The organism is Actinoplanes sp. NPDC051861, from assembly GCF_040681145.1.
In the GTDB taxonomy this organism is placed as follows: domain Bacteria; phylum Actinomycetota; class Actinomycetes; order Mycobacteriales; family Micromonosporaceae; genus Actinoplanes.
In genome coordinates this window covers 222,793-237,519 of record NZ_JBFAYE010000006.1, presented here as the reverse complement: position 1 = coordinate 237,519, position 14,727 = coordinate 222,793, and the positions used below count along the sequence as shown (strand labels likewise).

Sequence of the window (14,727 nt, the reverse complement as noted above, 5' to 3'; positions counted from 1 at the left end):
CATCGTCCGGGGCCTGGGTTGGCCGGATCGTCACCATCCGGCAGGTTTAAGGGGTTGAAGGTCCTTGCGGCCACAACAGGCCCGGGTGTGGGATTTGCAGAACAGCGGCGTAACAGAACTGAAACGACAGGAGCGTCCGGCATGGCGCAGAAGACTTCGGAGAAGGGACTTGCCGGCGCCACCGCGCCGGTGGTGACAGACCCCGGCAGAGTGCGCAACGTGGTGCTGGTCGGCCATTCCGGTTCCGGGAAGACAACCCTGGTCGAGGCGCTCCTCGCCGCCACGGGTTCGATCCCGCGGACGGGCACCGTCGCCGACGGCACCACGGTCACCGATCACGATCCGGCGGCGATACGGCAGCAGCGCTCGGTGGCGCTGGCCTGCGCGCCGCTGACGCACCAGGACGTGAAGATCAATCTGCTCGACACCCCCGGATACGCCGACTTCGTCGGGGAGCTGCGGGCCGGCCTGCGGGCCGCCGACGCCGCGCTCTTCGTCGTCTCCGCGGTCGACGGCGTGGACGACTCGACAGTGGCGCTCTGGGAGGAGTGTGCCGCCGTCGGCATGCCCCGCGCCGTGGCGATCACCCGGCTCGACCATCCGCGCGCCGACTACGAGCAGACCCTGCAGGACTGCCAGGACGCGTTCGGCGAGAACGTGATGCCGATCTACCAGCCGATGCTCGGCGACGACGGCCAGTCGATCGTGGGCCTGCTCGGGCTGGTCACGCTCCGGGTGCTGGACTACTCCGACGGCTATCCGCCGCGGGCGGGCGAGGCCGAGCCCGAGCACCTCAACCCGATCGCCGACGACCGGAACACGCTCATCGAGGGGATCATCGCCGAGAGCGAGGACGAGACCCTGATGGACCGTTACCTGGGCGGCGAGCTGATCGACACCGACGCCCTGGTGCCGGACCTGGAGAAGGCGGTCGCCCGGGGCAACTTCTACCCCGTCATCCCGGTCTGCGCGGGCACCGGCGTCGGGCTGGACGCGCTGCTCGACGGCCTGGTCAACGGCGCGCCGTCGCCGCTGGAGCACGACCTGCCGGTGGTCACCGGCACCGACGGCTCACCCCGGCCGCCGCTCACCTGCGACCCGGCCGGCCCGCTGGTCGCCGAGGTGGTCCGCACCACGATCGACCGGCACGTCGGCCGGGTCTCGCTGGTCCGGGTCTTCTCCGGCACCCTGCGCCCGGATCAGACACTGCACGTCTCCGGGCACGGCATGGCCGAGCGCGGCCACCCCGACCACGACGCCGACGAGCGGGTGGCCCACGTCTACTCCCCGCTCGGCGCCCAGCTGCGCGAGGTGCCGCAGGCCGTCGCCGGCGACATCTGCGCGATCACCAAGTCGGGCAGCGCGGAGACCGGTGACACGCTCTCCAGCAAGGACGATCCGCTGCTGATGGAGCCGTGGCGGATGCCCGAGCCGCTGCTGCCGATCGCGGTCGTGGCGAAGACCCGCTCCGACGAGGACAACCTCGCCAAGAACCTGGGCCGTCTGGTGGCCGGCGACCCGACGCTGCGGCTGGAACGCAACGCCGAGACGCACCAGCTGGTGCTCTGGACGATGGGCGAGTCGCACGCCGACGTGGTCCTGGACCGGCTGCGGTCCGGCGGTGTCGAGCTGGACACCGAGCCGGTCAAGGTGGCGCTGCGGGAGACGTTCGGTGCCGGCGCGAAGGGCCACGGGCGGCACGTGAAGCAGTCCGGCGGCCACGGCCAGTACGCGGTCTGCGACATCGAGGTGCAGCCGCTGCCGCGTGGCGAGGGCTTCCAGTTCGTGGACAAGGTGGTCGGTGGCGCGGTGCCGCACAACTACATCCCCTCGGTGGAGAAGGGTGTCCGCGCCCAGCTCGAGCGCGGTCTGGCGGCCGGTTACCCGGTCGTCGACCTGAAGGTCACGCTCTACGACGGCAAGGCGCACAGTGTGGACTCGTCGGACGCCGCGTTCCAGACGGCCGGCGCGCAGGCGCTGCGCGCCGCGGCCGAGGGCGGGCAGATCACGCTTCTGGAGCCGGTCGACGAGATCGAGGTACGCGTCCCCGACGCCTACGTCGGCGCGGTGATGAGCGACCTCTCGGGCCGGCGTGGCCGCCCCCTGGGCAGCGAGTCCGGAGGTGACGGCAGCCTCGTCCGAGCCGAGGTGCCGGCGACCGAGCTGGTCCGGTACGCGGTGGAGCTGCGCGCGATCACCTCGGGCACCGGCACGTTCACCCGCCACTACATCCGGCACGAACCGATGCCCGCCCACCTCGCCGACGCCGTACGAAAGGAACACGCCGCGGCTAGATAGCGATCGCGTTCGCCGCCGCGTACATCGGCGCGAGCACCCTGTCGATCACCTGCTCCTTGCGCGGGTGGAACCGCAGGGTGCGCATGCCGTAGTTGCGGAAGGCGATCGAGAGCCGACTGGCCGGGACCATGTCCTTGGCCATCTTGCGGCCGAAGGTCATGTTCTGCTCCACATAGGGCCGCATGACGCGCTCATAGGCGGCGAAGGCGGCGGTGACATCGCCGTCCGCCTTCGCCAGCTCGTCGGCCAGCACATAGGCGCCGACGAGGGCCAGGCTGGTGCCCTGACCCGACGACGGTGACGGGCAGTGGGCCGCGTCGCCGAGCAGCACCACCCGGCCGGACGACCAGCTCGGCAGCTCGACCTGGCTGAGCGAGTCGAAGTAGAAGTCGTCGGCCGCGTCCATCGCGGACAGGAAGTCGTCGCTGCGCCATCCGCGCCCCGCGAAAGCGGCACGGACCAGGTCCTTCTGGGCGGTCACGTCACGGCGGTCATAGGACAGCGGTTCCGAGGCGAAGGTCAGTCCGACCTTTCCGGATTTTTCAGGACCCATAGCGTACGCGAAAATCAGCCGGCCCGGCTCGGTGTACATCACTTCCTCGTGGTCGAGCCCGAGCTCGTTGGGCACCGAGAAGATCGAGATGTACGCACCCAGGTGCCGCAGCGGCACCTCACCGAACACCGCCCGGCGGGTCGACGAGTTCAGGCCGTCGGCGGCGACCACGAACGCGAACCGCTCGGCGCGGCCGCTCTCGAAGGTCACGCCGACACCGTCGGCACCGTCGTCCAGGGCGGCGATGGCGTCGCCGAACCGGTACTCCACATCGGCGGTGGCGTCGTGGAATATCCGGCTCAGGTCACCCCGCATGATCTCCAAGTCGTCGCCACGCCGCCCCATCAGCAGGTCGGCGGGGAGCGAAGCGATCTTCCGGCCGTCGCGCCGGACGTAGGTGACCTGGCGCATCCCGGTGTCGCGCTCCCGGGCGGCCTCGTGCAGCCCCATCCGCTTCAGGACGGTGGTGCCCGCGCCGCGTACATCAACTTTGTAACCGCCCTCCCGCAAAGCCGGCGCCCGCTCGACCACCGTGACGTCCCACCCGGCCCGGCGCAGCCAGAACGCCAGCGCCGGACCCGCCACACCCGCACCTGAGATCAGGACCTTTGAGTTCGTCATGCATCGACTATACAAACGTCTTATACGTTTGTATAGAAGTTAGGATGCGCATCATGGGTCACCGGGAAGATCTGCTGGCAGGCGCCAAGCGCGCGCTCTTCGAGAAGGGGTACGCACAGGTCACCGCGCGCGACATCGTGGCCGCCTCGGGCACGAACCTGGCCTCGATCGGCTATCACTACGGCTCGACCAAGGCGCTGATGACCGCCGCGATGCTCAGCGCGATCGAGGAGTGGGGCGACACCATCGGCCACGCGCTCGGTGGCGCCGGCGGAGACCCGGTCGACTTCTGGCGCCGGGTGATCGACTCGATCCGATCGCACCGCGAGCTCTGGCTGGCCAGCGTCGAGGTGATGATCCAGGCCGAGCACAACCCGGACCTGCGCGCTCAGCTCGCCGGCGGCCTGCAGGAGGGCCGGCGCGGCATGGCGTCCCTGGTCACCGGCGTTCCCGAGGCGGAGCTCGACGAGGCGACGGTGCGCACGGTCGGATCGGCGCAGATGGCCCTGATGTCGGGAGTGCTCACCCAGTGGCTCACCGACCCGGATACGGCGCCGTCCGCCGAGGAGATCGTCGCGGGTGTCCGAGCGTTAAGCGGCGGGCCAGGCCTTCAGCAGCATGTCGCGGGTGTCGGTCAGTAGCTGCGGGAGCACCTTGGTCCGGCCGATCACCGGCATGAAGTTCGCGTCGCCGCCCCACCGGGGCACGATGTGCTGATGCAGGTGGGCGGCGATGCCGGCGCCGGCGATCGCACCCTGGTTCATCCCGATGTTGAAGCCGTGCGGGCTGCTGATCGAGCGGATCACCCGCATCGCCAGCCGGGTGTACGCCGCCACCTCCACCGTCTCCTCCTCGGTGAGCTCGGTGTAGTCGGCGACATGACGGTACGGGCAGACCATGAGGTGGCCGGGGTTGTACGGATACAGGTTCAGCACCGTGAAAACGAGATCGCCTCGGGCCACCACCAGGCTGTCCTGCTCCGGTAGGCCCGGCGCCAGGCAGAACGGGCAGCCCTCGGGCCGGGCCTCGCCGGTGATGTAGGCCATCCGGTGCGGCGTCCAGAGCCGCTCCAAGCCGTCCGGCTCACCCGTCTCTGCCCGCTGCTTGTCCACGGACCGAATCCTATGCGCTGTCCCGGGCTGTCTCCGAGGAGCCGTGCACGTGGTAGCACCCGCCACCCCGGCGCTTGGCCACATACATCGCGCTGTCCGCATCCCGCAGTACGTCGTCCGGGCCGTCCGCGGGCCGCGACAACGCGATCCCGATGGCCGCCGGCGTGACGATGTCGTTGCCGTCCACCACGATCGCCTCGTTCAGCGCCTGCACCACCCGGTCGGCGATCACCAGCGCGCCGGTCAGGTCGGTCAGGTCCTCGGCCAGGATGACGAACTCGTCGCCGCCGAGCCGGGACACCGTGTCCTCGGTACGCACGCACGTCTTCAGCCGCTCCGCCACGGTCTTCAGCACCAGGTCACCCGCGTCGTGGCCGTACGTGTCGTTGACCGGCTTGAACCCGTTGAGGTCGAGCAGCAGCACGCCGACCGACCGGCCGCTGCGCCGAGATCGGGCCAGCGCACCGGTCATCCGGTCCCAGAGCAGTCCCCGGTTGCCGAGCCCGGTGAGCATGTCGTGCATGGCCCGCCGGGTCAGCTCCTCGGTGAGCGCCACGCTGTCCAGCGCCAGCGACACCTGGGTACGCAGCGTCTGCAGCGACTTGAGCACGTCGGCGGGCAGTTCGGTCTCCGCGCCGACGGTCAGCGCACCGAAGAAGCGAGCGTTGTTGAGCAGCGGGAACAGCCTGATCGGCCGGTCGCCGACGGCTTCCATGCCGTGGACGCCGAGCGCGGTCAGCCCGGGGCCCGCGACCACCTCGCCACCGGCCAGCCGGGCGCGAAGCGAGTCCGGCACGCTGTCGCCGGGCAGCCGCACACCGGCCACCACCTCGGCGCCCGCGCCGGCCGCGTGCAGGATCGTCCAGTTCTCGTTCTCGCCCGGGTTGAACCGGACGATCGCGGTCCGGGCACCGGGACAGCCGGCGACCAGCGTGGCGGCCGCAGCGGCCGCGAGCCGGTGCACCTCGGCCGAGTCGGTGGTGGTGAGCAGCGCGGTGCCGAGGTCGTTGAGGACCTGCTCGCGGGCCAGCGCGGCACGCAGTTCCCGCAGCCCGGCCTCCGGGGCGACCGCCCGGCGCACCAGCATCAGGCCGGTCAGCGACATGGCGCCACCGAACGCTACCCACGCACTCCGCCGGAACACCATGCGACCTCCCTCCCGTTACTGAACTCGGGAGGAAGGTCGGACGGCGGGAGCCCTACCTGAGCCGGCGCCGGGTGGCGGTCAGGTTGCGGACGGCCCGATGTTCGTCCGCGAGCGGACCACCTCGGCCACGTGCGCGACGGCCTCGTCGATCGACACGCCGTTGCGCTGGGAACCGTCGCGGTACCGGAACGAGACGGTGCCGCCGTTCACGTCGTCGTCACCGGCGATCGCCATGAACGGGATCTTCTGCTGCTGCGCGGTCCGGATCTTCTTCTGCATCCGGTCGGTGGAGTAGTCCACCTCCGCGCGAATGCCTTCCTTCCGCAGCCGGTCGACGAACGAGGACAGATAGTCGGCGTGGTCGTCACGGATCGGGATACCGACCACCTGCACCGGCGCCAGCCAGGCCGGGAACGCGCCCGCGTAGTGCTCGACCAGCACGCCGAAGAACCGCTCGATCGAGCCGAACTTCGCCGAGTGGATCATCACCGGTTCCTGGCGGGTGCCGTCGGCCGCCTGGTACTCCAGGCCGAACCGGGACGGCTGGTTGAAGTCGTACTGAATCGTCGACATCTGCCAGGTCCGGCCGATCGCGTCCTTCGCCTGGACACTGATCTTCGGGCCGTAGAACGCCGCGCCACCCGGGTCGAGGACGAGATCCAGTCCCGATTCCTCAGCCACATCGGAAAGAACCTTGGTGGCTGCGGCCCACTGCTCGTCGGAGCCGATGAACTTGTCACTGTTGGGGTCGCGGGTCGACAGCTCCAGGTAGTAGTCGTCGAGGCCGAAGTCGTCGAGCAGCGAGCGTACGAAGTTCAGCAGGTGCTTGATCTCGCCCGGCGCCTGCTCGGCGGTGACGTAGGAGTGCGAGTCGTCCTGGGTCAGGCCACGCACCCGGGTCAGGCCGTGCACCACACCGGACTTCTCGTAGCGGTACACCGTGCCGAACTCGAACAGCCGCATCGGCAGCTCACGGTAGGACCGCCCACGCGACCTGAAGATCAGGTTGTGCATCGGGCAGTTCATCGCCTTGAGGTAGTAGTTCGCCCCCTCCAGCTCCATCGGGGGGAACATCGTGTCCTTGTAGTACGGCAGATGGCCCGAGGTGTGGAACAGGCCCTCCTTGGTGATGTGCGGCGAGCCGACGTACTGGAAGCCCTCCTCGATGTGCCGCGCGCGGACGTAGTCCTCCATCTCGCGCTTGATCACCCCACCCTTCGGGTGGAAGACGACGAGACCGGAGCCGATCTCGTCCGGGAAGGAGAAGAGGTCCAGCTCGGTGCCCAGCTTGCGGTGGTCGCGGCGCTCGGCCTCGGCAAGACGATTGAGGTACGCCTTGAGCTCGTCACGGGACGGCCACGCGGTGCCGTAGACCCGCTGCAGCTGCGGGTTCTTCTCGCTGCCCCGCCAGTACGCGGCGGCCGAGCGCATGAGCTTGAACGCCGGGATCAGCCGGGTCGACGGCAGGTGCGGGCCGCGGCACAGGTCACCCCAGACCCGCTCGCCGTCTCTGTTCAGGTTGTCGTAGTGGGTCAGCTCGCCGGCACCGACCGCCGCGGCCTCCTCGTCCACGTCGCCCTTGATGTCGACGAGCTCCAGCTTGAACGGCTCGTCCTTCAGCTCGGCCTTGGCCTCGTCCAGCGAGGTGTACTCCCGGCGGCGGAAGGTCTGCCCGGCCTTGACGATCTCCTGCATCCGCTTCTCGAGCTTCGTCAGGTCCTCGGGCTGGAACGGCTTCTCCACGTCGAAGTCGTAGTAGAAACCGTCCCGGATCGGCGGGCCGATGCCGAGCTTGGCCTCCGGGAAGACGTCCTGCACGGCCTGCGCGAGCACGTGGGCGGTGGAGTGGCGCAGCACGTCCAGGCCGTCCGGCTCGTCGATCGCGACCGGGGTCACCTCGGTGTCGGCGGCCGGCGCCCAGTCCAGGTCGCGCAGCCGGCCGTCCGCCTCACGGACCACGACGACCGCTTTCGGCCCGTGCGCCGGGAGCCCGGCGGCGGCCACCGCGTCGGCCGCCGTAGTCCCGGCCGGGACGACTAGTGGGTCGGCCACAGCGGGTGTACGGGGTGCAGACACGGTGATTCTCCATTCGGAAAAGGATGGTTAGGCACACGATGCTATCCGTCGCCGTTCGCCCGGCTCCGCCCGGCGCGCGACGTCACCCTTACTCGCCGCCCGCTGCGGCCAGCCAGGAGGGCAGCGGCTCGCGGGCCGACAGCCAGGACGGCGGAATGCCGTCCAGCCCGGTGTACGCCGTGACGACCCCACCCGCGATCGCCGCCGTGGTGTCCACGTCACCGCCGGAGACCACGCACGCCGCCACCGCCGCCGGGTAGTCGTGCAGATACCGGGCCGCCACCCACAGCGCGAACGCGACAGTGTCCTGCGCCGTCGCCCGCGCGCCGTTGCCCAGCCGGTACGCCGCCTCCGCCACGCCACCGGTGATCGAGGCGGCCTCGACGACGGCGTCCCGGACCACGCTCGACGGGGTGTGCGCGGCGACCGCCCGCAGCAACTGGCCCGGCTCGGGTTTGTATCCGTGCAGTCTCGCCGCGGCGGCGACGGCCGCGGCCACCGCCACGGCCACGCCACCGGCGATGCCCTCGGGATGCGCGTGAGTGACCTCGGCCGCGCGTACCGCCTGTGCCGCCGCGTGGGCGAGCGAGTCCGCGTGCCAGGCACCCAGCGGTGCCGCCCGCATCGCCGCGCCGTTGCCGCACGAACCCTGGCCGTCGAAGGCGGCGGCAGCCGCGATCGGCCACGGCAGGCCGTCCCGGATCTCGCGCAGCATCGTCACCGCGCCGGCGCCGTACCCCCGATACGGATCGTAAACGCGGGCCAGCATCTCGGCGAAGCCGTCGCGGTCGAAGTCGCCCTCGGACAGCGTCGCCACCAGGCAGCATGCCTGTTCGGTGTCGTCGGTCCACGGCCACGGCGCCTCGGGCGTCCGGGCCTCGATCAGGTCGGCGGGGCGATTCGCGGGCACGAAGTACTGGGCTCCGAGCGCGTCGCCGACACTCAGGCCGGCCAGGCTCTCCAGGGCCAACGCGAGTCGCGTACCGGGGAAGAGGGTGAATGACATCGGCACTTCGGATCGTATTCCATCACTGAGCGTCATCAAAGCCTCTCGCTCGATGACCCTTTAGGTTCTGGTTGCCCGGCACAGTACGGTCTTCGCATGGCCACGGTGTTGCTCGTCGAAGACGATCATGTCGTGCGCGGCGCCATGCTCCGATCGCTCGCTGACCGGGGGCACGCTGTGCACGCCGTCGGCACCGCGTTGGAGGCACTGCGGCGGGTCGCGGCGGAGACGCCCGACCTGGTCGTTCTCGATCTCGGGCTGCCCGACCTGGACGGCTCCGACGCGCTGCGGATGCTGCGTGGCATCACCGATGTGCCGATCATCATCGCGACCGCCCGGGACGACGAGCAGACCGTCGTCCGGTTGCTGCGGGCGGGCGCGGACGACTACATGGTCAAACCGTTCACCGGCGCCCATCTCGACGCCCGGATCGCCACCGTGCTGCGCCGGGTGGGCCGGGCCAGTCGCGCGGCGCAACCGGCGGTCTACGAGGTGGGCGAGCTGCGGGTGGACGTCGGCGAGCGCAGCGCCACTCTGGCGGAACAGCCACTCGCGCTGACCCGCAAGGAGTTCGACCTCTTGGCATACCTGGCGGCCCGCCCGGGCCGGGTGGTTTCCCGTCGCGAGCTGTTGGAGGAGGTATGGCGACAGCCATCGGTCGGCGAGGACCAGACCATCGACGTTCATTTGTACTGGCTTCGCCGGAAGTTGGGCGAGTCCGCGGCGAAGCCCCGCTACCTGCGCACCGTGCGGGGGGTCGGATTCCGGTTGGTGGCGCCGGACTGAGGTTGCGGCTGGCGTACATCACCGCCGCCACGACCGCTGTCGTCGCACTGGTCTTCCTGGTGCCGCTGGGCTGGGGCCTGCGCAACGACCACCGTGACGCCGCGCTGGCCGAGGCCGCACGGCGTACCGCGACGGTGGCCGGTGCCATCACGGCCGGCGCCGATGAGAAAGGCGTCGCCGCCGCGATCCAGTCGGCCGGTGGCAACCCGGTCGTGCACACCCCCGGGCTGGCCGCCTCGCCCGGTGGCCGGGCCGGTGCGGCCCTGATCGACCGCGCGGCGACCGCACCCGAGCCGACCGTCGAGGACGTCGAGGGCGGTGTCGTGCGCCTGGTGCCGGTCACCGCCGGCGGCAAGACCGTGGTCGTGGAGGCATTCGTCCCGGACTCCGACCTGAACCAGAACACCGCCCGCGACTGGTGGCTGCTGCTCGGCATCGCGGTGGTCCTGATCGGCGGCTCGGTCTTCGTGGTCGACCGGCTGGCCCGTGGCGCGGTGGACTCGGCCCGCAACCTGGTCGACGCGGCCCTCGCGGTCGGTGACGGCGACCTCGGCGTACGCATCTCACCCTCCGGCCCGCGCGAGCTGGCGGAGGCCGGTTACGCCTTCAACCGGATGGCCGACCGCCTGGTCACGTCCCGCACCGACGAACGCGAGCTGGTCGCCGACCTGTCGCACCGGCTGCGCACGCCGCTGACCGCGCTGCGCCTGGACGCCGAGGCGCTCGACCCGGACGACACCCAGATCATCGACCTGACCGCCGACGAGGTGGACCGCCGTCGCGGCATCCGGCGTATCCGGCAGGCGATCGGCACCCTCGAGGACGAGGTCAACCACCTGATCAACACCACGCGGCAGGCGGTGGCGGCCCAGGTCGCCGCGCCCGAGGACGGCCTCTGCGACGCCAGCGAGGTGGTACGGGAACGGATGACGTTCTGGTCCGCGCTCGCCGGCGACCAGGACCGCCAGTACCGGGTGATCGGCGCGCACCTGCGCATCCCGGTCCCGGTGGCCCGCGCCGAGCTGGCGGCCGCGCTGGACGCGGTGCTCGGCAACGTCTTCCGGTACACCCCGCAGGGCACCGCGTTCGAGGTCGGGCTCTCCCGCCGCGACGGCTGGGTGGCGCTGCGGGTGGACGACGCCGGCCCCGGTATCCCGGACCCGGAGCGGGCGCTGCGCCGCGGCCAGAGCAACCAGGGATCCACCGGGCTGGGCCTGGACATCGCCCGCCGGGTGGCGCAGGCGACCGGCGGATCGGTGAGCCTCGACCGGGCTGCCATGGGCGGCGCGAGTGTGGTTATGCTCCTGGCCGACGCGGACGCCACGCCGAAGGCCCCCAGCCGGTTCGGCCTGGTCGGACGCGGACGCCTGACCCGCGAACGGGACCCGGGACGACGCCGTGGGCGACAACCGGAGCGGGAATGAGCAAGGCCCATGACGGACAGCTCCCCCGAACGGGACAGCGGTTGCTTATATCTCTATTAAAGACGTTCCCCTGGCGGGGCCGGGCTGGCAGGGTTCCCTCAGATCCCAACCGGCTTCCCGGATCGCAACCCGCAGCGCGTCCCCATCGCCGCGAACCGGTAAGCCCCCCTGCGGTGGGAGGCGGTCACCCCAAGGGCCCCTCCCACCGCTACCCAGTACGACGAGGAGACGCAGTGTCCGCGCATCGCCGGCCCGCGTTCCGTGGGTCACCGCCAGGACGGCGGCGCCGCACGGAGGCCGAGCGCCAGACCCGCCGGACACGCTCCGCGACCTTCCGCCTCCTTCCGGTAGCGCTCGGCATCGCACTGCTCGGCGTCGGCGGCGTCGTGGGCCCCAGCGTGATCGGCACGACACCCTCCGACGGCCCGGACCGCCTCTCGCTCTCCGCCCTGCCGAAGGACGCGCCCGAGAAGGGCCTGGTCTACAGCGGACTCACGCTCGCCTCCGCCGACTCGCTCTGCGCCGGCGCCTACCAGGTCTACGAGGGCACCTGCACGCACGGGCCGGACCCGGCTCCGGCCGGTCTCGCGGTGCGCCGCGACGTGGCACCGGTGACCGCGGGCGTCAAGCAGATCACCTCGGTCAGCCGGGAGAACGGCGCCGTCCCGGTGGACGCCGAGATCGCCCGCGACGAGGGCGGCAGCGCGCTGACCGCCGACGCGCCGGCGCTGATCCCGGACGCCGCGCCCGGACAGGCCGACTTCATCCTCGGCGCGGACGACGTGGCGTGCTCCGGCGACGGCCGCAGCGGCAAGCGGGTGCAGCTGCTCTACCTGCACGAGTCCGCCACCGGCAGCCGGTACGCGAAGTTCCTCAACTCGTTCCGCACCTGGGCCGCCGGGGTGGACGCCATCTACGACGCGAGCGCCGCCGAGACCGGCGGTTCCCGCCACATCCGGTACGTGACGACCCCCGAGTGCCGGGTCGACGTCGCCGAGGTCCAGCTGCCGGACTCCTCGCTCGACTCGTTCGTCAACACGATCGACGCGCTGCGCACGCTCGGTTACAACCGGACCGACCGCAAGTACCTGGTGTTCGCCGAGAAGAACGTCTACTGCGGCATCGCCACGTACGTTCCGGACACCCGGGCGCGGGGCAACCGCAACAACGGCGGCCCGTCGTACGCGCGGGTCGACTCCGGCTGCTGGAGCTCGACGATGGCCGCGCACCAGCTGACCCACTCGCTCGGTGCGATCCTCACCGACTCGCCGAACGCGACCGGCACGGGCAGCTGCGTCGACGAGTACGACCTGCTGTGCGGCGAGGACCGGTCCGGCAAGCCGGTGCGCAACGTCTGCCCGAAGAAGAACGAGATCCGGCTGGACTGCGGGCACGACGACTACTTCAGCACCAACCCGAAGCGCGGCAGCTACCTCGACGAGCACTGGAACGTGGCGCTCAGCGATTTCCTGCTGCGCGGCGACGGCGGCGACGACATCCCGGACGCCCCGGGTGCCACCCGGCCGGACGCCACCCCGCAGCCGTCCGAGGCACCCGCCACCGCGGCGCCGGACCCGGTGCCGAGCAGCGCGGCGCCCACCCCGAGCGCGACCGACCCGAGCGCGCAGCCGGACGCCGGCCCGCCGGCCAGCACCGGCCCGGACCTGCCGGATCCCGCGGTGAGCGGCCCGGGTTCGCCGGACCTGCCGGCCGCGGCCGTGGAGAAGGTCGGCCGCGGGCCCGGGGCCGGTGCGGCGGGACCGCCGGCCGTGGAACAGCTTCCCGGCACCGGCGACGAGCTGCCGTCGGTGCCGAACGGCAACAGCACCACCGACGACGGTGTGCAGGCGGTTCTGGAGATCCGCGACGCCACCAGCAGCGCGGTGCGCCTGACCTGGAGCGCCGCCGCCGACGACGCGGAGTACGAGATCTCCGTCGGCGGCAAGCCGGTGGCCACCACCCGCGCCACGCGCGCCCGGCTGATCGGCCTGAAGCCGGACTCGAAGTACCTGGTCGAGGTCCGCAACCGCAAGCTCGGCTACCACGCCAAGGGCACCGCGGCGACCGCTCCGGCCGCCCGGCCCGTGCAGAACTCGTGGTTCGTGCTGACCAACGCGCTGACCGGCGGTGCGGCCGACCTGTACGCGGCCCGCGCCAACGAGGGCACCCCGGTGACCCTCGGCGGTGAGGAAGGCGGTGCCCAGCAGCAGTGGCAGCTGGTGCCGGCCGAGAACAACACGTACTCACTGGTGTCCCGGGCGAGCAACCGGTGCGCGGTGGCCCTCGGTGGTGCACCGGTCGCCGGAGCGCCGCTGGTCCAGGGCGACTGCTACGCCGCGCAGGGTGCCCGCTGGAAGCTGCAGGCCTCGGACTTCGGCTTCACGCTGCGCAGCACGACGGAGAACCTGGTGGTGGGCGTGGGTGCCCAGCGCTTCGGCACGGAGCACCGGGTGCTGGTGCTGCAGCCGGACACCCAGCAGCGGCACCAGAGCTGGACGGCGGTTCCCGACTAGGGAGCCCGACGGATCGACGGGAGGGAGCGACACATGCCCAAGGTGCTGAACAGGCCGCACACCGAGCCGGACGAGGGTCCGGCCCGGTTCAACCGGCGGCGGCTCATCCGCTGGGCCACGATCCTGACCATCGGCACGGCCACGATGGTGGCCTGCTGGCAGGATCCGCTCTACCCATAGCTCTCGGTGTACGCCGAGATCTCGGCCAGCAGCGCCGTCCTGCTCGACGGCGGCATGAAGCTGTGCCGGACCGCGGCCCTGGCCAGGTCGGCGACTCCGGCCCGGTCGAGGCCGAGCAGTTCGGCCGCGGTCGCGTACTCGCCGTTCAGGGTGGTGCCGAACATCGGCGGGTCGTCGGAGTTCACGCTGACCGGGACCCCGGCCGCGACCAGCGTCGCGATCGGGTGCTCGGCCAGCGCGGCGACCGCCCGGGTCCGCAGGTTCGACGTCGGGCAGACCTCCAGCGGGATCTGGTGCTCGGCCAGGTACGCCATCAGCCGCTCGTCCTGAGCGGCCGAGATGCCGTGTCCGATCCGCTCCGCGCCCAGCTCGGTGATCGCGTCCCAGATCGTCTCCGGCCCGGTGGTCTCCCCCGCGTGCGGCACGCTGTGCAGCCCGGCGGCACGGGCCTTGTCGAAGTACGGCTTGAACTGCGGCCGCGGCACCCCGATCTCCGGCCCGCCCAGACCGAAACTGATCAGGCCGTCGGGCCGGTCCTCCAGCGCGACCCGCAGGGTCTCCTCGGCCGCCGCCAGGCCCGCCTCACCGGGGATGTCGAAGCACCAGCGCAGGTCGATCCCGAAGTCGCGGGCGGCGCCGGTCCGCGCGTCCTCGATCGCCTCGCAGAACGCCGGTGACGGGATGCCCCGCCGCACGCTGGAGTACGGCGTGACGGTCAGCTCCGCGTACCGCACCTGCTGGCGGGCCAGCTCCCGGCCGATCTCGTAGGTGAGCAGCCGCACGTCCTCGGGGTCCCGGATCAGGTCGACCACGCTCAGGTAGACCTCGATGAAGTGGGCGAAGTCCCGGAACTCGAAATACGCGGCCAGCAGCTCCGGGTCGGCCGGCACCGGCGAGCTGCCCTCGTGCCGGGCGGCCAGCTCGGCGACGATCCGCGGCGAGGCCGAACCCACGTGATGGACGTGCAGTTCGGCCTTCGGCAGGCCGGCGATGAACGAATCCACAAGAACC

At 71.3% G+C, this 14,727-nt stretch carries 12 protein-coding genes; 6 read left to right on the top strand and 6 right to left on the bottom strand.

The genetic code is table 11. The annotated features are described in order from the left end of the window. Positions 1–141: 141 nt before the first annotated feature. On the top strand, positions 142–2,298 hold the full coding sequence (locus AB0M02_RS19810) for an elongation factor G-like protein EF-G2 (RefSeq protein WP_364228657.1): 2,157 nt from the start codon (positions 142–144) through the stop codon (positions 2,296–2,298). Here AB0M02_RS19810 and AB0M02_RS19805 read toward each other — a convergent pair. Next, a complete protein-coding gene (locus AB0M02_RS19805; protein ID WP_364228655.1) occupies positions 2,291–3,472 on the bottom strand; it encodes an FAD-dependent monooxygenase in 1,182 nt (393 codons plus the stop codon). The two genes, AB0M02_RS19810 and AB0M02_RS19805, sit on opposite strands and share 8 nt — an antisense overlap. A 53-nt stretch (positions 3,473–3,525) precedes the next feature. On the opposite strand from AB0M02_RS19805, the gene AB0M02_RS19800 reads away from it, so the two are divergent. Beyond that, on the top strand, positions 3,526–4,113 hold the full coding sequence (locus AB0M02_RS19800; RefSeq protein WP_364228654.1) for a TetR/AcrR family transcriptional regulator: 588 nt from the start codon (positions 3,526–3,528) through the stop codon (positions 4,111–4,113). Here the strand turns inward: AB0M02_RS19800 and AB0M02_RS19795 are convergent. The 4 genes from AB0M02_RS19795 to AB0M02_RS19780 all read right to left on the bottom strand — a co-directional run bounded on the left by AB0M02_RS19795 (position 4,063) and on the right by AB0M02_RS19780 (position 8,813). Beyond that, positions 4,063–4,518 carry an HIT domain-containing protein gene (locus AB0M02_RS19795; RefSeq protein WP_364228959.1) on the bottom strand — a complete coding sequence of 152 codons (456 nt, stop codon included), beginning with the start codon at positions 4,516–4,518 and terminating at the stop codon, positions 4,063–4,065. The genes AB0M02_RS19800 and AB0M02_RS19795 overlap by 51 nt on opposite strands. A 76-nt stretch (positions 4,519–4,594) precedes the next feature. Further along, a complete protein-coding gene (locus AB0M02_RS19790) occupies positions 4,595–5,731 on the bottom strand; it encodes a GGDEF domain-containing protein (protein ID WP_364228652.1) in 1,137 nt (378 codons plus the stop codon). A 78-nt stretch (positions 5,732–5,809) separates the two neighbouring features. Further along, positions 5,810–7,807, bottom strand: a complete 1,998-nt coding sequence (thrS, locus tag AB0M02_RS19785) for a threonine--tRNA ligase (protein WP_364228650.1) — start codon at positions 7,805–7,807, stop codon at positions 5,810–5,812. 88 nt (positions 7,808–7,895) lie between these two features. After that, entirely contained in the window at positions 7,896–8,813 is a 918-nt protein-coding gene (locus tag AB0M02_RS19780; RefSeq protein ID WP_364228648.1) for an ADP-ribosylglycohydrolase family protein, read from the bottom strand. Between the two features lie 96 nt (positions 8,814–8,909). Between AB0M02_RS19780 and AB0M02_RS19775 the strand changes: the two genes are divergently transcribed. The 4 genes from AB0M02_RS19775 to AB0M02_RS19760 all read left to right on the top strand — a co-directional run bounded on the left by AB0M02_RS19775 (position 8,910) and on the right by AB0M02_RS19760 (position 13,716). Continuing rightward, the gene (locus tag AB0M02_RS19775) at positions 8,910–9,599 is read left to right on the top strand and encodes a response regulator transcription factor (protein ID WP_364228646.1); all 690 of its coding nucleotides are present in this window, start codon (positions 8,910–8,912) and stop codon (positions 9,597–9,599) included. 2 nt (positions 9,600–9,601) lie between these two features. Continuing rightward, complete coding sequence (locus tag AB0M02_RS19770; RefSeq protein WP_364228644.1) at positions 9,602–11,023, top strand: HAMP domain-containing sensor histidine kinase; 1,422 nt, start codon at positions 9,602–9,604, stop codon at positions 11,021–11,023. Between the two features lie 233 nt (positions 11,024–11,256). Then, positions 11,257–13,536 carry an RICIN domain-containing protein gene (locus tag AB0M02_RS19765; protein WP_364228643.1) on the top strand — a complete coding sequence of 760 codons (2,280 nt, stop codon included), beginning with the start codon at positions 11,257–11,259 and terminating at the stop codon, positions 13,534–13,536. Positions 13,537–13,569: 33 nt separating this feature from the next. Continuing rightward, positions 13,570–13,716 (top strand): hypothetical protein, encoded by a 147-nt coding sequence (locus AB0M02_RS19760; protein WP_364228642.1) that lies wholly within the window; start codon positions 13,570–13,572, stop codon positions 13,714–13,716. Here AB0M02_RS19760 and AB0M02_RS19755 read toward each other — a convergent pair. After that, positions 13,707–14,720, bottom strand: a complete 1,014-nt coding sequence (locus tag AB0M02_RS19755) for an adenosine deaminase (protein WP_364228641.1) — start codon at positions 14,718–14,720, stop codon at positions 13,707–13,709. The genes AB0M02_RS19760 and AB0M02_RS19755 overlap by 10 nt on opposite strands. Between the last annotated feature and the right edge of the window lie 7 nt (positions 14,721–14,727).

What these genes read in the sequence shown, in the direction of transcription:
- AB0M02_RS19780 (WP_364228648.1), bottom strand. Translation starts at nt 8,813, where the DNA reads ATGTCATTCACCCTCTTCCCCGGTACGCGACTCGCGTTGGCCCTGGAG.
- AB0M02_RS19800 (WP_364228654.1), top strand. Translation starts at nt 3,526, where the DNA reads ATGGGTCACCGGGAAGATCTGCTGGCAGGCGCCAAGCGCGCGCTCTTC.
- AB0M02_RS19795 (WP_364228959.1), bottom strand. Translation starts at nt 4,518, where the DNA reads ATGGCCTACATCACCGGCGAGGCCCGGCCCGAGGGCTGCCCGTTCTGC.
- AB0M02_RS19810 (WP_364228657.1), top strand. Translation starts at nt 142, where the DNA reads ATGGCGCAGAAGACTTCGGAGAAGGGACTTGCCGGCGCCACCGCGCCG.
- AB0M02_RS19790 (WP_364228652.1), bottom strand. Translation starts at nt 5,731, where the DNA reads ATGGTGTTCCGGCGGAGTGCGTGGGTAGCGTTCGGTGGCGCCATGTCG.
- AB0M02_RS19805 (WP_364228655.1), bottom strand. Translation starts at nt 3,472, where the DNA reads ATGACGAACTCAAAGGTCCTGATCTCAGGTGCGGGTGTGGCGGGTCCG.
- AB0M02_RS19775 (WP_364228646.1), top strand. Translation starts at nt 8,910, where the DNA reads ATGGCCACGGTGTTGCTCGTCGAAGACGATCATGTCGTGCGCGGCGCC.
- AB0M02_RS19760 (WP_364228642.1), top strand. Translation starts at nt 13,570, where the DNA reads ATGCCCAAGGTGCTGAACAGGCCGCACACCGAGCCGGACGAGGGTCCG.